The organism is Bradyrhizobium sp. USDA 4451 (assembly GCF_054822585.1).
On the sequence record NZ_JBTRCH010000001.1, the window covers coordinates 8,158,341 to 8,178,659 of the forward strand.

Sequence of the window (20,319 nt, forward strand, 5' to 3'; positions counted from 1 at the left end):
CACAACCGAATCAATTTCGGAGATCATGCCATCCCGCTGGCGCAACAGATTAAGCCCTGAGATTTTCACTACCGCGGGTGAAATTTACCGTTCTCAATGCTGATTAGCAGCAAATGTAGATCGGATGCTGTACCCTATTTCGCTTCGCACATGATCGACGCATGCGGCCAGATCGGCAAAGTAGGCGTCGAGCGCGGGGGCGACGACGGGATTGAGGGCGATATGGACGGCTTTCGGCGTGATCGACTTGCCGACGAACCAGCCTTTTTCGGCCATGCGATCTGCGACCGCATAGATATCGACGTCCGGATCGACCGAATCGTACATCAGAATGCAGAGGTCGCTGGGCCGGAGCACCTGAAGACCATTGATCTGCTCGACGCCTGCGATAAACCGCTCCCGGGTTTCCATGATCACGCGGGCGATCTCGCGGTAACCGGCATGACCAAGTGTGTTCATCACCGCCCATGCTGATGCGATGGGACCGGCCGCCCGGCTCCCCTGGAAGGTATCGGTTACGTAAGTGCCGCGCGGCCAGTTGCTGAACTCAAAGCGCTGGTATTTTTGATAGTCGCGATCCGCAAACAGGACCAGGGACGCGCCCTTTGCCGCAAATCCATATTTGTGGATGTCGGCGGACAAGCTACAGACGCCGGGGACTGACAGGTCAAAGGGAGGAATAGGATAGCCGAGTTCTCGCGCAAAGGGCGCCAGAAAGCCTCCTACGCAAGCATCGACGTGCAACCACAAGCCGCGCTTCTCCGCGAGCGCTCCAATCTCTTCAATCGGATCGAACACACCATGCGGATATCCAGGCGCTGAAGCGTAGACCATGCAGGTGTGCTCGTCGATCGCGGCCTCGAGTAAGCCAACGTCCGCACGGAAGTCGGCTCGCAAAGGTGTGCGCACGACATCCATCCCGAGATAGTCGGCGGCCTTATCAGCGGTTGCGTGACCGGAAACAGGCATCACGATCTTGGGACGATCAATGCCTTTCTCCTTTCGTGCCCAGTCTCTGGCGGTTTTGATTGCGAGAAAGATGCTTTCGGTGCCGCCGCTGGTGAAGGTCCCTCCGGCGCGGGAGCTTCCGCCCAGAAGTCCAATGCTCATTTCTATGACCTCGGTCTCGAGAGTGACGACGCTCGGAAACGCCTTGCGACCGAGCGCATTCTCAGTGAAGAACTCCATGTAAGCCTCTTGCGAGACCCGCATGAGCTCCTCAGTGTAGTGATAGACATAGGCCGGGAGACGCCCATCCTTCCAGGCGTAGTCGCCCTGCTTCAATTGAAGCAAGCGACCTTTGAGCTCACTCCAGTCCGTTCCAGTTTGAGGCAGTGTGGCCATGCTTTGATACCCATTCTTGGAGTTTAGGAGATCTCGATAAGTCAATCCCAAATTATCTACCTTGGTTGGCGCAAATCAACTCGCTGAGGCTACTTCCTTCCTTCGCGCGCACCGTCACGACGTCTTGAAAAAACGGCTGAGACGCGCACTTTGAGAACTTTGGGCCTTGCCTTATCAAGAGGCGCTGAGCAAGCACGATTTATCTTCCAAGAATCTGCGCGCAACCTCTCAGTCGCAAGGCAACTAGGGTGGATTGGTTAGACGTGGTCAGTGACGGCCGAACCCTGGCGTAAATTCATGTCCAAGAACGACACGTCATCCCAGCAAGTCATGTGCCAGGGAGACAACGGGTATCGAAGGAAGGCATCTTGCTTGATGAGAAGATCAAACATGCGCTTCCTTCACGAAGAATGGCTGAAGCTAATAGTAGTAGTAAAGGCATCAATGTCGGATATCCGACATGGCATCCCCTCCCGGATTTGCTCGGCAGTAGCCTTTGACAGCGAGATACGCACGACGAGGCAAATCGGATTTGGTTAGGCCGTATACGCGGTTTACGCACGCAGGGGCGCGATCTGGAAGGGTACCATCACGGGTCATCCTTGCAAAGCTCTTTGCGGCACCTGAACAGCTGCCGGCCATGCGAGCCACCTCTGAACAGTGGCTCCGGGCTCAAGCGACGCCGCAACCAGCCGTTCTTCTCATCTTGCGGCCATCGACACCGCCGCTCGACCGATGTGAGCACCTCTACCGCGAACCCGCAGCGTTCGCGTCCGTCAAACAAGGCGGCCCTCTACGGAGGGATAGTACGCATCCGGCCAGCACCCCGGGCAGGCGCGCTGGTCTGCCGCGGCGCCTCAGCCAGCAGCCGCTTTGGACTGTTGGGTCGCCTTCCAATTCCACGGGAGCAGGTCGGCGACTTTGTTGACGGGGTGACCTGGAAGGCTGGCCAGCACGTCAGCGAGCCAGGCTTGCGGATCAACGTCGTTCATCTTGCAGGTTTCGATCAGGGTATAGACAGCGGCGACAAGATTGCCGCCAGCATCTGAACCGGCGAAGGTCCAATTTCGTCTTCCGACAGCCACACCGCGTAACGCTCGTTCGGCAGCGTTGTTCGAGAGGCAGATGCGGCCATCGTCCAGGAAGCGGGTGAACGCCGCCCAGCGGTTGAGCAGGCAGTTGATCGCCTTTGCAGTATTGTTGCCTGATGAGAGTAAGGTTCGCTGCTGGCGCATCCAGATTTCGAGATCGGCACGATCGGCCTCGACTTATCACGACGTGCCGCAAGCCGCTGTTCCGACGTTTTGCCGTTAATGGTGCGCTCGATCTCGAACAGGATATCGATGCGTCGCACGGCCCCGCTGGCAATCGGCACCTCTCCAGATTTCGCCAACTCGAAGAACTTTCTGCGGCCGTGGCTCCAACAGGCCGCTTCAAGGATCGGAGCTGGCTTCCTTTGGGCCTTGTAGAGCTGGTTATATCCATCGAAGGCATCGGCCTGCATGAGACCCACATAGCCGGCAAGATGGTTTTGCGGATGTTCTCCAGCCCGGTTGCGTGAGTAGTAGAACAGGGCCGCTGGCGGATCCTTGCCGCCAAACGGCCGGTCATCGCGAACATAGGTCCAGATCCGGCCGGTAACCGTCTTAAGCTTGGCCAGTACCGGCACCGTCGTATCGTCGGCGTGGATGCGTTCCGCGCTCATGACGTGGATCCGAATGGCCTCAATAATGGGATCGAGTGCTACCACGCAGGCGCCGACCCGATCCGCCAGGGTCGAGACGTCGATCTCGACCCCTTCGCGGGCATACGTCTTGCTCTGCCGGTTTAACGGCTGATGCAGCAGGAGCTTGTTGACCAGCACCATCGCCAGCAGGTTCGGCCCGGCAAAGCCTCGTGGGATCGGATGGGAGGGTGCCGGCGCTTCTGTGATCGCCTCGCAATCTCGGCAGGAGAACTTTTCGCGGACATGCTCGATAATCTTCCAGCGCCGCGGCTCGCATTCCAGGGTCTTCGAGACCACCTCGCCGAGCTTATGCAGCCGCTCGCTGCCGCACTTACCACATGCGCAAGGCGCGGGTTCGACGACGCGCTCGACCGGCAGATTGTCCGGCAACGGACGTCGCGGCGGCCGTGGATTTTGCGCGCGCTTCTCCTTGGCGGCCCTTGGTGCGGCGAGTTCGGCCTTGATTTCCTGTTCGGCCTGTGTCTCTTCAAGATCCTCGATGGCGAGTTCGAGCTGTTCGACCAGCAGCTTGCCGCGTTCGGAGGATTGCCCGAACTGTTCGCGCCGTGCCTTGGCCAGCATCAGCTTCAGCCGCTCGATTTCCAGTCGACCGACGGTCACTTCGCCCCTCGCCAGCGCCAGTTGTTCGCGCTGCGCAAGGATCATTGCGTGCGCAGCGGCAAGGTCGGCGGGAAGCAGATCGGAAGGCGTTGTCACGAGGGCAAATCAATCATATTCGCGGCTAAAATTCGCGACCGATCTCCCTCGTGAGTCAATAAGCCACAGCTTAACCGGAAGCCTGCGGACGCCAGGTTGCCTGCGGCATTCGCCAGTCAATTCCGGACAGGAGATAGGATAGCTGCGCAACGCTGATCGTCACAACGCCGTCTGCCAGCGATGGCCACAAAAAGCGGCCGCGCTCCAACCGCTTCGTGAACAGACATGCGCCCTGGCCATGGTGAGTCGGCCCCGGGAGTTGCACCCGGAGCCGCTCTCCAAACCGTACGTGACGCTCTCACGTCATACGGCTCTCAACAAGTAACGAAGCAGAACTCAACCTCGCCCAATGAGCAAACAGCTTCGGCCTGCGGCGGCGGATCAATCTGAGCCAGGTGGAGGCTCTGACTTTTCCATTCTTCAGCCCTTTGTATTTGCGTCGCGCCCAGCGGTTTAGAGATTCGTCGACGTATCGATACAGGTTGTGCATTTCTGACCGCCCATATCTGCCGTAGTACTGCATCCACCCCCGAAGGATGGGATTCAGTTCCAAGGCGATTGCGTCGACTTCCGTCTGCGAGCGAAGCCTGAGCCGGAGCTGCCGGATCGTCGTACGCATAGACTTCATCGTCGCCCTGCTGGCCGCTGGCGAGAACGTACAGAAGTTTTCTTTCTTGTGATGATTTCTTGCCCTGCGCGGTCGAAAGGTAAATCCCAGAAAGTCAAATGACTGACTGGCATGGCTACCCGGGCGGTTGCTGTCTTTGCAGTAGACGATCTTGGTCTTGTCGGGATGCATTTCGAGTTCGCATTCCTCAAACCTTGCTTGCAGCGCCGCCTTGATGGCTTCCCCTTCAGCCTTGGTTCGGCAATGAACGAGCCCGTCGTCTGCGTATCGACACCATGGCGACCGCGGGAAGTTCCGCGCCATCCATGTGTCGAACGCATAATGCAAGAACAAATTGGCAAGGACAGGACTGATCACGCCGCCTTGGGGTGTGCCCCGGTCGCGAGCGGTGATCGCTCCATCTTTGCCTTCCATCGGCGCTATTAGCCAGCGTTCGATGTAGAGCAGAGCCCATTCGTCTTGCACATGCTTCCTGACGGCCTTCATGAGCAGCTCGTGGCTGATATTGTCGAACAGGCCTTTGATGTCGAACTCCAGCACCCAGTCCATCTTCCAGCACCGTTGCCGGGTGACGCCAACGGCGTCCAGCGCGGATTTTCCGGGCCGGTAGCCGTAGGAATCGGGAAGGAAGATTTCCTCGAGTGCTTGTTCAATCTGCAGCTTGACGACCGTCTGCGCCACGCGATCTGCTACTGTCGGCACGCTTAGAATGCGTTGTCCGCCGTTCTTCTTGGGAATGGGGACAGCCCGAACGGCAGTTGGAAAGTAGCTGCCAGAAGACATTCGATTCCAGACCTTGTAAAGGTTGCCCTTCAAGTCCTTCTCGAAAGCTTCGAAGGATACCTTATCCACGCCGACTGAGCCCGCATTGGCTTTGACCAATCGGTAGGCCTTCATCACTGTTTGCTTGTCGATATTGTACTGCTTGCGTTCGGTTACACCCATGATGTCCTCCTGCTCATCACAGTTGCATGTGGGCGGAACCACTTGCCTCGGCCCCTTCGCTCCAGTCCCATTACGGTACCTTCATCACTACTACGAGCCAATCCGCCCCAGTGTCGTGCTTCGGTACTCTCGTCTCACGGTGTGCGCCGCTTGAACTTCTCCCTTGGCATCACAACGACTGGTTCCTGCAGTTCTCTACAAGAGCCTGTATCCAGATCGCGCCCCCTAAACGCCGGTCGCCATCCGCGCAGTAATCCAAGCACCTCACGGATTGATCTCAGGGATGGCACGCGCCCCTGATTTTGGCGACGTCTAAATAATTTTCGACGCGTCATCGGAAGATTCGCTTTCGCTCGCCTTCTGGATACTCACCTGCCCCTTAAACCCGGGACTTTTGCAACACTTGCTGATGACCGCGCCTTTTAAGCGAAGCCACAGTGTCGTGGTTTTGCACCTGCGCCTGGAACGCCGATGCAGGAGGGCCAACCTCCATCTCTCATAAAGCTGTACGCATCAAATTCGGCTATTCACCTCCTTCATGCTCTGCAGCACACCATGCCAAATGATCTTGATCAGGTCGCCGCGGCGGCCCCTAAAAACGTAAAGATCACCAGCGTGCGGATCACGCTTCAAGCTCTCCTGAACCAGACGCGCAAGGCTCGGGAAGCCCCGGCGCATATCGGTATGGCCGGTCGCGAGCCACACCCGCACATTACCCGGTATGGCGATCATCGGCGCTCAAGCACCTCGAGGACCCTCGCCAGCGCCTCCGGGTCGACGTGCGCATCCACTCGGATGCGTCGCCGGTTGCCAAGATCGATCTCGATCAATCCAGTACGCGCGGACACTACGGAGCGCACCCGGCCGCCCCCCGCAGACAAAAGCTTCGGAGTTTCCTCCACCTCCGTAGCGACGATCTGCACCGGCGCAAAAGATGGTACAACCTGCTCAGATGTCCGTGCTTGTCGACGCCAGGTAAACACCAGGCTGGCCGCGACTCCGTTGCGGCGCGCAACCTCAGTCACCTTCGCGCCCGGCACCAACGTCTCCTCGACAATCCGCGCCTTGTCGTCCTGCGACCAGCGCCGCCGCCGCTCCAGCCCGCCCAAAACCTCGACCCGCATCGCCTGATGACCTTAAAGCTAGACTTAAGGTCACACGCTTCGCGAATTACCTCACGTCACGCAAGACGGCGCCCGTCGGATGCGTACGAAGGATACGATTTTACTTGAAGATTTCCCCAGTGAGCTGCGGTCTTAGCTGGCGCGCTTCGGAAGCAGATAACAGCGCTGGAAGTCGGAAATGGACCTCTGTGCGCTTTTACCATAGAGCACAACCAGCATGGGCACCGGCACCTAATCCAACCGGGGAACGGTGTGGGGCGGCCGCGCCCGTCCATCGAAACTGATGCGTTCCACAGCCGCCAGACCGCCTCCGTCCGGACGCTCGCGAGGGACCTGCCGGCTAAGGTCGTGAATGAATTTCCACGTGGCGGCCAAGGAATGATCCAAAAGCTGACCTCTTACCGCGTGCGTAGCCATGCCGCGCACCGTAACTGTTGGACAACCAACCTGCGACGGAAATGACAGCTATTGAAGGCCGAAAACGAGGACCAACCTCGCTAATAGTGGCCGGCGGAAAATGTAGCTTCCGGAACACCGTCGAGGCATAACTACGCTGGCGTATAGAACGGCTTCAGCAGGATGCCTTGCTCGTCCAATTCGAGAAACGCTGCTGGCGCGATCTTCATCTTCACGCAACGATGTGCATTGCGATTTACGGATGCATAATCCACAACCGAAGCCGATCCCCGCTAGGCGCTCAGGACGCCGCTCGCACTCGTTCCCGCGTATTTGTTACGCACAGAATAATCCGTTTGCGGACAGCAGGGCGGATCGATGACCACCGCAATTTATGCCGATCGACGCGCTGCTTTGATCATGTCGGCGCCCTTCTCGGCCACCATGAGGGTAGGCGCGTAGGTGTTGCCTGATGGTACTGTCGGCATGATTGAAGCGTCGACAACGCGTACGCCCCCAATGCCCTGCACGCGAAGACGATCATCCACAACAGCCATCGCGTCGTGCCCCATTTTGCACGTCCCGACAAGATGATACATTATTCCACCGGTCTGACGAGCATAGTCGAGCCACTCATCATCGCTCTGGACCTTTTGGCCTGGTTGGTCCTCAAAGTCGATGTATTTGGCAACAGCCGGATGCTGCATGATCTTGCGCGCGATCTGCATACCCGCGACAGTGCAATGGCAATCGGCGTGCGCGGACAGAAAATTTGCCCAAATTGAAGGATCGTTAAGAGCGTCAGGCGACTTGATGTGGATCGAACCGCGCGATTCGGGTCGGCATTGGTTGACGACCACGGTCATACCGGGCTTGCTCTCAAGCCGTCCCGCGCGCGTTCTATCATAGCTCCCTGGAGCCATGATAAATTGCACATCTGGTGTCCTCAAAGTAGGCTCAGTGCGCACGAATCCGAATACTAGGGCTCCTATCCTGCTGAGCAGACCCGTACCACCGACATAGTATCGTACAATCTCGCGAAGAAGGCTCAGCCCTCGAGTCTGCTCGTTGAGTGTGATCGGCCGATTCACCCTCCAGGTAACAAATGGCGCGAAGTGATTTCCGCAATTTTCGCCCACTCCCTTCAGTTCGTGACGAACCTGGATGCCGAAGGCTTTGAGGAGCTCTGGTCGACCAATACCGGAACGCTCCAGTATGCCCGGCGACTGAATAGCACCGCACGAGAGGATCACCTCTCGGCTGCATCGAGCCTCGCGCCTGTCGCCATTCACTTTATAATCGACGCCAATCGCCCGCTTGCCCTCAAGTAGGATGCGCGATACCAGCGCATCTGTTTCAACGTGAAGGTTCGATCGGCTTCGCGCTGGATTCAAGAAGGCGCGAACAGCTGACCACCGCCGACCGTTTTTGGTCGTTACCTGATAATAGCCGAAGCCGTCCTGCCGACCGCTGTTGTAGTCCTTATTGCGCAAAAAGCCTTGGGCTTCGGCGGCATTGATGAGAGCGTCACCAAGGACATTATGGCCCTCCAACCTACGAACGTTGAGAGGTCCCTTTTCACCCCGAGAATGATCGCGCTGTCCCTCATAATGTTCCGACTTTTTGAAATAAGGTAGCACATCTTCGTACGACCACCCATGATTACCGAGTTGGCTCCACGTGTCATAATCAAGCGGCTGGCCTCGCACATAGAGCAGACCGTTCATCGAGCTACAGCCTCCCAGCATACGACCGCTGGGATACGCGAATCGTCGGCCAGCCAGCCCTTTCTCCGGCTCTGTTTCATAGTTCCAGTTGAACTTCTTGTGACTCAGGAGCTTCATATAACCTGCTGGCATATCGATCCACATTGACGAGTCGCGCGGACCGGCTTCGAGCAGCAGGATCTTGTCCTTCGCATTTTCGCTCAGGCGATTGGCGAGCACACAGCCAGCCGAACCGCCGCCCACGATGATGTAATCCCAGTCGGGCATAATTCGCATTCTCCATCCTCCCCATGCCTATCCGGACGATTCCGACATCATCTGCTCCGACATCACCTGCGCTTTCCATGGTTGGTTGAAGCCGACTAAGGGGGTTGAGCTTTCCGTCGTACGTTAAGATCCGTGACACTGGCTATGATCCCGCCAGACGAGCCCTCTCCGATACCTCCGGCCCAGCCTTCGATCCGCCGCACCTGACCCACGACTTACCAGGCTACGCGGCGTACGGCCGAACAACTGAGTCCGTTGAGCAACTTGTCATCTAATCTGCTCGGTGATCCGTAGTCGAGTAAATTCCTTTGTACCACGATCACATTACTTCCTGCCCTACTTAATTTGGTGGTTACGCGTACACGAACTCGGCCCAAACTCGTTCGACTCGGATCCGCGGGGGTCGACCTCCTATCCTCTCATAGTCACGGGCAGGCTACGCGACGACGCGGTCCACAATGGAGCTTACATTCGGCCCGAGAACTAACTGCCAGATAGCTAAACACCGTGGCGGCCTCTCTTGAACGAATGACACATGCAATAGCTCTGCGAGCCAGGAAGTGCCGAATGTAAGAACCCTAAGCAGGGCGTTTGCCAAGGACTATGCGCCCAGTCGATTTCGTCCGTTGGCGAGGAAGCGGTCCGCGCATATCGATGCTGCGGCTCTTTTTGGCAAAGCTCTGGCCTTAAGTCCGGGCTCGGCGACGCGCGGACCCACCACGGAGCAAAACGAATGCCCGACGTTGTGGCAGCAGGCGTCTCCGTGTCACACTATCAGTGCCGCCGCGAGACGCCGTCGGTGGATCAAACCGCTGATGCAGCGGTACGACATCGGCGCCATTGTTGCACCATCGCGCCGCGCTCGGACTACCGGCAGCCGTCATTGCCTGCCGATGGCGGCAAACCTCATCGAACGTTACGTTGCAGCCACGCAGGCGACCGAATCTGATTTGCCGATATCGCGCACATTCCGCCCAAGAAGATCGGATCGCGGTATGATGGACGATAAGATCGTCGGCTGGGCGATACTGGGATGCTATACGTTTGGTCGCACTCATCTCGTGTCACCACCCTGACCATGGCGATCAGTCAACAGCGGCCAGAGAGCGACTTGAACAATCACTTGGGTCATCCGGCGCTGAGGGCAATCGCGCGACTCTGCCGGCCGCGGGCATCGCCAACTCATTAAACCACAAAGGCGGCTGCCGCGACTATGCTCCCCACGCAGGGCGTCCCTGACGGTCGAGCTCCTTCACCATCGCTGAGCCGAAGCGCAGCTCGCGATAGCTACGTCTTCTTTGAGCGTCTTTAAGGGTTTTGCGAACCAGCATCAACTTTGAAGTCAGCTACGCTGCCCCGATCGAGGTCGAGCTACACACGGACTAACCCTGTTCATCTTTTTGGGAGATGATCACCTATGAATGCTGGTGGTTGAACGAAGTGTGTGCACAGGTAAGGTGGAAAACTCCAATGTTTGAACGAGGAGGTGCACTATGCGGCGCGACGAAATGAAGCTTGGAATAATGATTCTTCAGGCCGGATGTCACGAAGCTGCATGGCGCGAGCCACGCGTGCCAGCCAACGGCGGAGTTGACGTAGACTATTTCGCACACCTTGCAGCAGCTGCCGAAAGTGCAGCACTTCACTTCATATTTTGCCCCGACACTCCAAGCGTAACAGATGAGGCCGACACCACAATAGCTCGCAGAAGCCGACACGACGGATTCGAGCCAATGACCCTGCTGTCGGCGCTGTCATCGCGAACACAAAATATCGGCCTAGTTGCAACAGCAACCACGACGCACAATCAACCCTATCATGTTGCGCGAATGATTGCGTCTCTAGACCAGTTGTCGCGGGGGCGTGCAGCCTGGAATATAGTCACCTCAGCTTACAAGTTCGAAGCCGCCAATTTCGGTACAACGGAACTGCCAAACCACCAATCGCGCTATGCTAGAGCGAGAGAATTTGTCCGAGTTGTCAAGGGTCTTTGGGACTCGTGGGAAGATGATGCTTTTATCCGCGACAAGCAAAGCGGAATTTTTGTAGACACCAATAAAATGCACACGCTCAACCACCAAGGAGAGCACTTTTCAGTAAGAGGCCCATTAAACACTGCAAGACCTCCGCAAGGACATCCCGTGTTGGTTCAAGCTGGCGCGTCCGATATTGGGATGACATTTGCAGCAGAACTTGGAGAGGTCATTTTCACTGCAGAGCCTTCTCTTGATAACGGACAGAGATACTACGCGGCACTCAAAGAGAAGGTGCGCGCATTTGGGCGAGATGACAATGAAGTGTTAGTCATGCCAGGTCTCGTCCCGATCGTCGGACGAACCAAGCAAGAAGCATTGGATAAGCTTGAGAGGCTTCATTCCTACATGCACATCGATGTTCTAACCGGCGTGGCTGAGCGATGGTTAGGCTTTGTTACCGACCTGCGTTCGGTTGATCTTGATTCGTTTGTTCCCGAAACCCTGCCGCAAACAAATCTATTCCAGAGTCGACAGAAGCTCCTTCTTGAACTGGCTGCTCGCCGCAAATTTACTTGGAGACAGCTGATGACCTATATATCCGACAGCGCCGGGCACTTGATGATTGTGGGTACCCCTGACGAAGTCGCTCAAACCATGGTAGACGCATTTGACAAACGCGCAGCCGACGGATTCAATTTGTGTTTGGCCACTCTTCCTGACGGTCTCAAGGAGTTCAATGAGCTTATTGTCCCCGAATTGCGGCGGCGAGGAAAGTTTAGGTCTGCTTACTCTGGACACTCTTTAAGAGAGAATCTCGGTCTCAAGCGCCCGGTCAATTCATTCACGCAGGCCGCGTCTGGATAGCGCGGCCTCGGCGCCTTGGTCGCTGATCTAGTTGGAACAATGCGACGTCTCTTTTAGTTGAGATGATCGGCACGCGGTAACTCTTGTCGAAACAGCGGTTTGACAGATCGTGCACCTCTCTTCAGCGGTGCATCGGCTCGGACGGGTTACTTATGCGCCTAACGCTTACGTGGCCACCGTTCTTAAGTTTGCTCGGCGCCACAATGTCGGCGCCGATAGACAAAAAATGGCGCAGTGCCGAGTTTATGTCTCTCCGCGGCGGTCTTGATGTTGCGGCGTCAGGCCGCTCACTTGGAGGCACACCGAACTCCACGCACTGACATACGAGGACGGACGTCTCGATCACGGCAGGAACCTCACGAGCTCTACGGAGGGTCGTGTCCCCAGTGATGGTGTAGCTCGGTAGAACAAAGCCGCCCGCACGCGCGCCCTCACATAGCGCCGTAGCGGGCGGGCGGCTTTGCGGTGGTCACTGGCAGTTCGCCGGTAGGGTCGGGTTGCTGACACCAACCTGATTCGAGGAACCACCGATGACCGACGAGATGTTGAACCTGCGGACGCCCGTGGAGAAGACCCCTGATGCGGATCTGCTGCGCGAGATGATCGGCTTTGCTGCCCAGCGCCTGATGGAGCTGGAAGTGGAAGGCCAGACCGGGGCCGCCTACGGCGAGAAGAATCCCGAGCGGCTGGCGCAGCGCAACGGCTACCGCGATCGCATTTGGGAGACCCGCGCCGGCACGGTCGAGCTGCGCATTCCCAAAGCTGCGCAAGGGCTCCTACTTCCCCGGCTTTCTGGAGCCCCACCCGGATGGCCGAGAAGGCGCTCACCGCCGTGGTGCAGGAAGCTTATGTGCAGGGCGTCTCGACCCGCTCCGTCGACGATCTGTTGCAGGCGATGGGCATGAGCGGCATCTGCAAGAGCCAGGTGAGTCGGCTCTGTGCCGAGATCGACGACAAGGCGAAGGCCTTTCTCGGCCGTCCGATCGAGGGCGACTGGCCGTATTTGTGGATCGACGCCACCTACGTGAAGGTGCGCCAGCAGGGGCCGCATCGTGTCGGTCGCGGTGATCGTCGCGGTCGGCGTCAACAGCGACGGCCGGCGCGAAGTTCTCGGCATGGACATTGGCCCCTCGGAGGCTGAGACATGCTGGACGGCGTTCCTGCGCAAGCTCGCTCGCCGTGGCCTGCGCGGCGTCAAGCTGGTCGTCTCCGACGCCCATGAGGGCATCAAGGCGACCGTCGCCAAGGTGCTCAACGCCTCTTGGCAGCGCTGCCGCGTTCACTTCATGCGTAACGCGCTGGCGCACGCCGGCAAGGTAAGCGCGATTTTCCCCGCACGTTGACGCCGGCGATTTTGAAGGATTGCCCTAGTATCGGGCGATACCGGGCCGTTCAGGCAGTGGCGGCTTTGTGGAAGTTGAAGGGCAGCAGGTCGGTAATATCGGCGTCGCCGGCGCGCTGAGGCAATTCGGTGAGGACGTGGCGCAACCACGCTAACGGCTCAGCACGTGAGGTGCGGCAGGTCAGCATCAGGCTGTAGACGACGGCGCTGGCCTTGGCTCCGTCCACGGTACCGCTGAACAGCCAGCTTTTTCGGCCAGTTGCAAAAACCCTGATGTCGCGTTCCAGAAGATTGTTGTCGATCGGCATGTTGCCGTCCCCGGTGTAGCGCGTCAGATAATCACTGGTTCAGTGTATAGGACACGGCGTCGCCGAGCTTGCTGTTAGGCAAGACCTTCGGGGCCATGTCATCGAGCCATACCTTGAGGGCGTTCAGGACAGGAATGCTGTGTTGCTGGCGGAAGCGGCGAATGCAGTCGGCCTGTGTTTCACCGTTCTCCGGTTTCTCGTCCCGCACCTGCCTTTCAACCCGGTAGAGCTGTTCGAAGAACCGGAGCGCCTGTTCCGGCGGCCCGCCACCCTTCTTTCTCGGTTTGAGTGCATCGACAAAGCGCCGCCGGGAGTGGGCCATGCATCCAATGTGGGTGGCTCCTTCCAGCGTGCGCCATGCGGTATAGCCGTCACTCATCAAGATGCCACGGTAATCGCCGAGGAAGGCCTGCGGGTGGATTTGGCCGCGGCCCGGCTGATAATCCAGAAGAACGATCGGCTCGTGACTGGCCTTGCCGCTGCGATAAGCCCACATGTACGATGTGCTGGTGGCCGTTTTGTCCTTCTCCTTGAGAGGACCTGAACCGTCGTCTCGTCGCCATGGATGAGAGGTTGTGATCTGAGCTGCAGTTTCAGGGCGTCATAAATGCGATGCAGATGCTTCTCGCTGGAGCCGATCACCCAGTGGCCCAAAGCGCCGCGCCTGACAGGAACTCCAGCGCGTTCGAAGGCCTGCGCCAGGCGGTAGAGCGGCGTGCCATCGACATATTTGTGAACCAGCGCAAACGCCAGCGTTGAGGCCGTGGCAACGCTGCCAGGCAACGGCTGCGTCGGCATCGGCGCGGTCACGACAGGGGCGCTGATCCCGGTGCGATCGCAATGGCGGCACGCATACTTGAAGCGCACGTTCTGTAAAACCTTCGCCTTCACCTCGATATGAAGTTGCTCGGTGACAGCCTCGCCCATGCGATGCATCTGGCCACGACAGCAAGGACACGCCTTCTGATCGTTGGGCAGGTCATACTCGACGCGCTCGCGCGGCAGGTGCCGGCAGCGGCCTGCGGCCGCGCTTCTTTCCCGTCGTGCTTTCGACCTATGGCAGACCCGTGTCCGGAAGTTCGGCGGTATCGTTCGTTTCGCTGCCGGCGTCATCCTCATCGGCGGCCTGCTCGGCTTCATTGAAGAGACGGTCGACGTGCTTTTCGCTGCGCGGCGCAAAACGATGCAGGCGTGCCAGCGCCAGTTCTTCCTCCAGCTTGACGACGCGCTCCGTGAGCTGACGATTCTCCGCCTCCAGCGCGGCAATGCGCGCCAACAGCACCTCGACACTCGGATCGCCGGTTCGATTCATCGGATTCTTGAATCTGAACCGTTCCGACGCGTCAACCGCTCAACTCAAGAGCTCAGCCGGCAACCTGATATTGCCGCACCGGATGACGGACCATCGCATCGATATCGATGCCGTCGAGGATCCAGTGCAACTGCTCGGGCGTAAGCCGGATAACCACCTCCTGGCGGCGCGGCCATCGGAACCTGTCCTCAGTCAGCCGCTTCAGGACCAGCACAAAGCCGGACCGTCGAAGAACAACAACTTCATCCGGTCGCAACGGCGATTGCAGAACGCAAAAACCGCCGGAGTAAATGGATCGAGCGCCATCGTCTCCTGGACCAGGACCGCAAGGCTGTTGATGCCAGCCCGGAAGTCGATCGGCTCACGGTGCAGATAGACCTGCAGGTCACCGCCCAGTCTGAACATGGCCCAGTGCTCCGATAATCGCCGTCAATGCATCCACATCGCCGCATTCCAGCGCGAGCTTCACGCCGTTCGGCAGCGACACGCTCACTTTGGCCGGAGAACAAAAAGCTGGAGTCCCTTTGGTTCCGAACCACGCACTTCATCGCAAGCCGGCAAATCCACCGCCGCCACACTGCCTTGCCGCGACAAACCTCGCTCGGCGGTCCCCTCAAGGTGAACCGGGATGAACGCCGAGGGTGACGACGACGGCGCCGACCTGGCCGCGGCGTCCTTCTTGATCCACTTCCGAAGCAGGTTCGCGTTGACCCCATGTTCGAGCGCAAGTCTCGAGACCGAAACGCCAGGCTCAAGGCAGGCCGCCACAAGACGCCCCCTCGATGTCGTCTCAAAGCGCCGGCGACCGTTCCGACCAACAAGCCTGACACGCAGTTTCTGATCATCGTCGCTCATCATGAGGTGTCCACCTATTTAAGTGGACACCTCATGCATCAGAGCACTCAAAACCAAAAGGTGCGGGGAAATTCGCGCTTACCCGGCAAGAGCGGACGGCGTGTCGTCTCTGCCTTCATCGCAACCGCCTTTGCCCAGGACGATGCGGAAGCCGCACGAGCGCAATGGCGGAAGGTCGCCGACCAGCTCCGCCCCAAGCTGCCCAAGCTCCGCAGCACCGGACCAAGCTGCACTCGACCAACCCGATCGAGCGCCTCAACGGCGAGATCAAGCGGCGCACCGAGGTGGTCGGTATCTTACCCAATGAAGACGCCATCGTCCGTCTCATCGGCGCGATCCTGCTCGAACAGAACGATGAATGGGCCGTCCAGCGCGCCCGCTACATGACGCTGGAAACCATCGCGCCGTTGAGCGATGATCCAACCGTCAGTCTCACGGCTATCGCCAGCTGACCAGTCCGGCTCTTGCCGGCGAACGCGGTGCCCCGCCGCCAGTTACACCACGCTCAGGGACACGATCTCTACGGAGTGCTCCGCTTGCTCGCCAAGGGTAGTTGGCAAAGATTGTCATTGCTGACGCAGCGTATGATGCCAACGCCTGCGGGGAACTTCCGAAGCTGGGAATCAAAAGCACTCGCTTCGCTCAATCCGGCTCGCTGTCGCGGAGCGCTCCCGATGAGGCTTACACCTCTCCGTCGCTATGCACGTACCACGAGGCGCCAAACGCTTCAATCAGCGTGAGGAAAGACCCAGGGCGTTGTGGCGGCGCGATACCCTCTAGCAACGCCAAAGATCGGTCTCGTGCTGCGTCCCCAGCGTGCTGCTCCGAAGTACCGTTTTGACCCGGATAGACTCTATTCATGGGTCAAGACCATGAAACGGCGCCCCGCTTCTCAGCATCCTATTCGATCTAGTGGCTGCTCAAGCAGCGCTACTGAGGCTATTGTGCTCAACTTAATCATCATTGGTCGCGACACTGAACCGCAATCATAGCGTTCCTACGAGCACTGTCGTGGAACGCCGCACGTGTCGACCCACGAATAGAATGGACACGAGATGGCAAGCCAACTATCCGATAACGCTCGAACCGGACGCTTTCGCAACACCGCCTATGTAATCAATGAGAGCCGGAAATATTTCGATGCGGCCCACGAGGCTGGTCTCATGGGCATACATGGACGTTCCACGAGGGGGCGCGCCTTTGCCCTCGGTACTGGCCGGCTCGATAGCCGCCCACAAATAGTCGATTTCGTTCGATGCTCCTATTTGGGCCTCGACAATCATCCAATGGTTATCGCGGGTTCCATGGAAGCCATTCAGGCTCATCATTCGTTGCATTGGTCGTGCGCACGCACCCGCCTAAACTTCGACCTTCTTGGAGAGCTAGAAGAGACCCTTTCGAAGATGTTTTGCGCTCGGGTACTCACATTTTCAACTGTCATGCTCGCCAATTTGGGCGCGATGCCCCTGCTTGCTTCCGGTCAACTAACAAACGGACGTAAACCGCTCGTGGTGTTCGATCGCAGCGCCCATATATCGCTTGCTTATCACAAGCCGGTGGTAGCGGACGAAACACAAGTGAAAACGATCTCCCACAACGACATGGAGCAGCTCGAGGATCTTTGCCGAGAACATCCAGACGTTGCCTACGTTTGCGATGGCGTCTACTCCATGGGAGGAAATGCACCGGTGCCGGAGCTTCGCCGGCTTCAGGAACGCTACGGATTATTTCTCTATATTGACGATGCTCATGGGATCTCGCTCTTTGGGCGAGAAGGACAGGGCTTTGCTCGCTGTCAGTTACCTCAACAACTCGGTGAACGCACGATCATAGCAGCATCATTAGGGAAAGGCTTCGGGGCTTCGGGCGGTATGTTGATGCTCGGAACAGCCCACCAAGAGGCTCTTTTCCGGCGATATGCTATCCCGTACGCGTTCTCGGTGGCGCCCAATTTGGCTGCGGTCGGCGCAGCACTTGGATCGTGCAAAATTCACCAATCAACAGAACTTAATGATAGACAAACGCGATTGGCCCACCGGATCGAGCTGTTCGATCGCCTCATAGCGACGGCCGAGCTTGGAAATGCACTTCCGATTAGGATGATCACCACAGGATCTGAAGCGGGCGGCATTTCACTCGCTCAGAAGCTTCTTACCTCCGGGTTCTATACCTCGGTCACATTCTTCCCGACCGTTGCGCGAGGAAAGGCAGGAGTTCGAATATGTATCACGGCTGATCACGAAGTCGACGATATAGAGCGGCTGTGCTCATGCATCTTGCAAATGCGTCCCCTAACGGAAGCTCCAACACAAGCTGACAACAGCAAGCGCCTCTTTCCATCTCTGCGGCACCAAAAAGTAATCCCATAATTCTGCGCGTGTACGCTACTTCACTTGCACGAGACTAAACTATCCTCACGGCAACATCGCGAGTGGCTGCTCGACGAAGATGTACAGACTGGCCTTTGCCACCGCCCGGATCTAATCGAAACGCTCACTGTGAGTTGAAGCGATAGCTACGACATCGACAGACTTCGATACCTCATGATGACTTCCGAGCTGGCGCTTCTCCTGGAGAGCAAGGCTTAGTGATTGCCTAGTGAGCGTGGCCTGCCGCAAAATGCACGAGATCGCTTTTGGAGTTCTGTCGTGCCCGGGTTGCCCGCGCCGCTGCCCGAGCCTACCCTATCCAGTTTCATGATAGCCTGTCGCTTGCGCGTTCTAAAGCGACGAAGCGAACGGCTTTCGTCCATGCAGCGATGCAGATGAGCAGCGGATTAATTCTGGCCTCGCAGCGATCGGTCCTGTACGATCTGCATCCACTTCAGGCAGCCCTCAGCCATTCGGCTAGTTTCTCTCCCATCATCATGCAAGTCGCGCTTAAATTCGCGCTGACGACGAACGGCATAGCAGAAGCGTCGGACACGTAGAGATTTTGCACACCGTGCACAGACAACCTACTGCCGACGACGGCTGATGAATCGACACCCATTTTACAAGTTCCGGCAGGATGAAAAATGCCTCTCGCCGTCTCTTTGACGAACGCCTTCAGCTCATCGTCGCTCTGAAGCAGGACACCTGGTTTCAGCTCTTCGAGAGCGCGGCTCCGAAGCGGCTCCGTATCAAAAATCTCCCTCAAGATCTTATGGCCCGCAACGAGAGTGTCGGCGTCACGCTCGTCGGCAAAGAGATTGGGGTGAATCTTGAGGGGGTCACGCACATCAGACGAGGCCAACTCGAGATGACCAGAAGAGTAAGGCCGATGAACGTTTACAATTGCCGTGACGGCAGGCCGATCCAGAAATCGAGGCCCATTCGAGCCCAACTCATAGGCCCCGGGCGTGAACAGAACTTGAAAGCGCGAACGCCAGTTTCGGGAATCTAGCTTTCGCGCCAGGACCACCTGAGTCATCGAGCTCGCTGCTGGCCCGTGTCCAAGAAGCAGCCAACGCAATCCCGCCGCCAATTTCTCCATCGGTCCGACTATCATGTTGAGTGTTCTGGTATCAACTCGAACCACGTGACGCGTGCCGGCGTGATCTTGGAAATTGCTGCCGACCCCTGGAGCATCAACAAGAACATCAATACCAACACGTCTCAATTGCGCGGCGGGTCCGATGCCTGAGAGCATAAGAATGTGTGGCGAGCCGAACACCCCAGCACTCAGCACAACTCCTTTCCGAGCCTTTAAGGCAATGCGGCTATCACCTGCAATCACTTCAACGCCGGTCGCCCTACGATTCTCGAACAGAACTCGTCGAACTTGTGTATGCAACATTAGGCGAAAGTTTCGACGCTTGACCGCACGCCGGACGTATGAACGCGCCGCGCTATATCGCGAGCCTTTGAGCTGCGACACCTGGGGAACGCCAACGCCTTCGTACTCTCCGCTATTGAGGTCCTTTATGTGCTTGGTCCCATGGCCTACGCAAGCTTCCAAGAATATCTTTGACATGGGATGTGCGGACCTCAAGAATGACACCGGCTGCGGGCCAGCGTCGCCGCGCGTCAAGCTTTTACCCCCCTCATATCTTTCCAACTTACGAAAATAGGGCAGAACGCTCCGGTAAGCCCAGTCGTCGTTGCCGAGTGAAGCCCAATCGTCGAAATCTTCGACGCTGCCGCGAAGAAAGCACATTGCGTTGATCGCACTCGTTCCCCCAAGAACTTTCCCGCGAGGCATGTAGTCGCGCTGGCCCGTTCGCGTCTGGTCGGTCTCTGCGGTAAAACACCAGTCATACTTCGGATCCCCATACAGCGAACCCGCAAGACCTGGCATAACGATCTTAAGCGATTTGTCTGAGCCACCGGCCTCCACAAGCAGCACTGACAAGTTCGGATCTTCAGACAATCTCGAGGCTACGACGCTTCCGCCCGAACCCGAGCCCACTATGATGTAATCGAACTCTGATTGCACGCCGGCTCCAAACCTTCAGCCTTGCGACCGGTGCACGGGCCGCGTTGTCTGACTCGTACTTTACTTGTTCTTCTCTTTTGTAGCCATTTAAGACATTACCATGATGGACGAAGAGACGCTACAGCGCGCTACGACCGACGGATACGTCGCTTGCGCACCCGACATGTTTGCTACGGTGAACCTTGACGATGGTCGATTCGTGGAGATCCATTTGCCGCGCTACCAAATGACGATCTGCTAAAGCACGCATACTTTCTGTCGCCTCGACACCTAATTTGAGCTGCGGTAACCTCGCCGTTGGCTGGGGTTCAGCTTGTCGCTGACCGTCTATTCGGCTCTATGGGTTCGACGTCCCTCGACCAAACATAGCCT

At 57.7% G+C, this 20,319-nt stretch carries 11 protein-coding genes and 6 pseudogenes; 6 read left to right on the forward strand and 11 right to left on the reverse strand.

All coding sequences use genetic code 11. The annotated features are described in order from the left end of the window. Positions 1-93 precede the first annotated feature (93 nt). Positions 94-1,344, reverse strand: a complete 1,251-nt coding sequence (locus tag ACVMB0_RS37960; protein WP_461349533.1) for a pyridoxal phosphate-dependent decarboxylase family protein — start codon at positions 1,342-1,344, stop codon at positions 94-96. Between the two features lie 555 nt (positions 1,345-1,899). Here ACVMB0_RS37960 and ACVMB0_RS37965 point away from each other — a divergent pair. Next, positions 1,900-1,971 (forward strand): annotated as a pseudogene (locus ACVMB0_RS37965) (hypothetical protein); the annotation flags it as partial. A 230-nt stretch (positions 1,972-2,201) separates the two neighbouring features. On the opposite strand, the gene tnpC (ACVMB0_RS37970) reads toward ACVMB0_RS37965, so the two are convergent. From tnpC (ACVMB0_RS37970) to ACVMB0_RS37995, 6 genes are all read right to left on the reverse strand, one after another. Beyond that, a protein-coding gene (gene tnpC / locus ACVMB0_RS37970; RefSeq protein WP_461349788.1) for an IS66 family transposase occupies positions 2,202-3,736 on the reverse strand; the annotation gives its coding sequence in 2 pieces (ribosomal slippage) (positions 2,202-2,596 and positions 2,596-3,736; 1,536 coding nt in all). A gap of 121 nt (positions 3,737-3,857) precedes the next feature. Next, positions 3,858-4,052: an IS66 family insertion sequence element accessory protein TnpB gene (tnpB, locus tag ACVMB0_RS37975; RefSeq protein WP_139486060.1), complete on the reverse strand. Its 195-nt coding sequence runs from the start codon at positions 4,050-4,052 to the stop codon at positions 3,858-3,860. Positions 4,053-4,085: 33 nt separating this feature from the next. After that, positions 4,086-5,360: a group II intron reverse transcriptase/maturase gene (gene ltrA, locus ACVMB0_RS37980; protein WP_461349534.1), complete on the reverse strand. Its 1,275-nt coding sequence runs from the start codon at positions 5,358-5,360 to the stop codon at positions 4,086-4,088. A gap of 513 nt (positions 5,361-5,873) precedes the next feature. Further along, positions 5,874-6,092, reverse strand: a complete 219-nt coding sequence (tnpB, locus tag ACVMB0_RS37985; protein ID WP_461349535.1) for an IS66 family insertion sequence element accessory protein TnpB — start codon at positions 6,090-6,092, stop codon at positions 5,874-5,876. Then, complete coding sequence (gene tnpA, locus ACVMB0_RS37990) at positions 6,089-6,484, reverse strand: IS66-like element accessory protein TnpA (RefSeq protein WP_461349536.1); 396 nt, start codon at positions 6,482-6,484, stop codon at positions 6,089-6,091. The genes tnpB (ACVMB0_RS37985) and tnpA (ACVMB0_RS37990) overlap by 4 nt, the downstream gene beginning before the upstream one ends. A gap of 788 nt (positions 6,485-7,272) precedes the next feature. Next, complete coding sequence (locus ACVMB0_RS37995) at positions 7,273-8,883, reverse strand: GMC family oxidoreductase (RefSeq protein WP_461349537.1); 1,611 nt, start codon at positions 8,881-8,883, stop codon at positions 7,273-7,275. Positions 8,884-9,689: 806 nt separating this feature from the next. On the opposite strand from ACVMB0_RS37995, the gene ACVMB0_RS38000 reads away from it, so the two are divergent. The 3 genes and pseudogenes from ACVMB0_RS38000 to ACVMB0_RS38010 form a co-directional block, all read left to right on the forward strand. Beyond that, positions 9,690-9,950 (forward strand): hypothetical protein, encoded by a 261-nt coding sequence (locus ACVMB0_RS38000; RefSeq protein WP_461349538.1) that lies wholly within the window; start codon positions 9,690-9,692, stop codon positions 9,948-9,950. 417 nt (positions 9,951-10,367) lie between these two features. Further along, positions 10,368-11,714: an LLM class flavin-dependent oxidoreductase gene (locus ACVMB0_RS38005; RefSeq protein WP_461349539.1), complete on the forward strand. Its 1,347-nt coding sequence runs from the start codon at positions 10,368-10,370 to the stop codon at positions 11,712-11,714. 530 nt (positions 11,715-12,244) lie between these two features. Continuing rightward, positions 12,245-13,030 (forward strand): annotated as a pseudogene (locus ACVMB0_RS38010) (IS256 family transposase); the annotation flags it as partial. 76 nt (positions 13,031-13,106) lie between these two features. Here ACVMB0_RS38010 and tnpC (ACVMB0_RS38015) read toward each other — a convergent pair. From tnpC (ACVMB0_RS38015) to tnpA (ACVMB0_RS38025), 3 pseudogenes are all read right to left on the reverse strand, one after another. Then, a pseudogene (tnpC, locus tag ACVMB0_RS38015) lies at positions 13,107-14,676 on the reverse strand (IS66 family transposase). Positions 14,677-14,728: 52 nt separating this feature from the next. Beyond that, positions 14,729-15,081: pseudogene (gene tnpB / locus ACVMB0_RS38020) on the reverse strand (IS66 family insertion sequence element accessory protein TnpB). Further along, positions 15,062-15,531: pseudogene (gene tnpA / locus ACVMB0_RS38025) on the reverse strand (IS66-like element accessory protein TnpA). Before tnpA (ACVMB0_RS38025) ends, tnpB (ACVMB0_RS38020) begins: the two co-directional pseudogenes overlap by 20 nt. 84 nt (positions 15,532-15,615) lie before the next feature. Between tnpA (ACVMB0_RS38025) and ACVMB0_RS38030 the strand changes: the two are divergent. Beyond that, a pseudogene (locus tag ACVMB0_RS38030) lies at positions 15,616-15,983 on the forward strand (transposase); the annotation flags it as partial. Between the two features lie 603 nt (positions 15,984-16,586). Then, positions 16,587-17,900 (forward strand): aminotransferase class I/II-fold pyridoxal phosphate-dependent enzyme, encoded by a 1,314-nt coding sequence (locus tag ACVMB0_RS38035; protein WP_461349540.1) that lies wholly within the window; start codon positions 16,587-16,589, stop codon positions 17,898-17,900. 454 nt (positions 17,901-18,354) lie between these two features. Here the strand turns inward: ACVMB0_RS38035 and ACVMB0_RS38040 are convergent, their stop codons facing one another. Then, the gene (locus ACVMB0_RS38040; protein WP_461349541.1) at positions 18,355-19,947 is read right to left on the reverse strand and encodes a GMC family oxidoreductase; all 1,593 of its coding nucleotides are present in this window, start codon (positions 19,945-19,947) and stop codon (positions 18,355-18,357) included. Positions 19,948-20,319 lie beyond the last annotated feature (372 nt).

Excerpts from the sequence above, each read along its gene's own strand:
- ACVMB0_RS37995 (WP_461349537.1), bottom strand. The coding sequence starts at position 8,883 with ATGCGAATTATGCCCGACTGGGATTACATCATCGTGGGCGGCGGTTCG.
- tnpA (WP_461349536.1), bottom strand. The coding sequence starts at position 6,484 with ATGCGGGTCGAGGTTTTGGGCGGGCTGGAGCGGCGGCGGCGCTGGTCG.
- ACVMB0_RS38000 (WP_461349538.1), top strand. The coding sequence starts at position 9,690 with ATGCAGCGGTACGACATCGGCGCCATTGTTGCACCATCGCGCCGCGCT.
- ACVMB0_RS38005 (WP_461349539.1), top strand. The coding sequence starts at position 10,368 with ATGCGGCGCGACGAAATGAAGCTTGGAATAATGATTCTTCAGGCCGGA.
- ltrA (WP_461349534.1), bottom strand. The coding sequence starts at position 5,360 with ATGGGTGTAACCGAACGCAAGCAGTACAATATCGACAAGCAAACAGTG.
- ACVMB0_RS38035 (WP_461349540.1), top strand. The coding sequence starts at position 16,587 with ATGGCAAGCCAACTATCCGATAACGCTCGAACCGGACGCTTTCGCAAC.
- tnpB (WP_461349535.1), bottom strand. The coding sequence starts at position 6,092 with ATGATCGCCATACCGGGTAATGTGCGGGTGTGGCTCGCGACCGGCCAT.
- ACVMB0_RS37960 (WP_461349533.1), bottom strand. The coding sequence starts at position 1,344 with ATGGCCACACTGCCTCAAACTGGAACGGACTGGAGTGAGCTCAAAGGT.